Origin of the sequence: Enterococcus sp. DIV0421, assembly GCF_051713745.1 — a bacterium.
GTDB lineage: Bacteria > Bacillota > Bacilli > Lactobacillales > Enterococcaceae > Enterococcus_D > Enterococcus_D casseliflavus.
In genome coordinates, this window is sequence record NZ_JBIOQM010000033.1 from 1 (window position 1) to 243 (window position 243).

The 243-nt window shown below is 35.8% G+C and carries 1 protein-coding gene; it reads left to right on the forward strand.

Annotation, left to right across the window (positions count from 1 at the left end):
* The coding region (locus IGI96_RS19795; RefSeq protein ID WP_438785723.1) for a transposase at positions 1-243 on the forward strand (243 nt) is incomplete at both ends.

A 243-nucleotide genomic window follows, 5' to 3' on the forward strand; every position in this document is an offset into this window, starting at 1 on the left:
ACTTATTTTTCTCCTTATTGGCAGAACTTCCCGAAACGTTAGATGACAGCTTTCGGGAGAAGCTTCAAAACCTTCTGACCCATGAAGAAGGCATCACCAACGCAATGATCGATCCTTATTCCAATGGAAAAATAGAAGCGAAGAATACCCACATAAAGACAATGAAACGAGTATTCTACGGATTTAAATCATTCGAGAACATGAGAATTAGAATCTTTTTGATCAATCAATTAATTAAAGTAA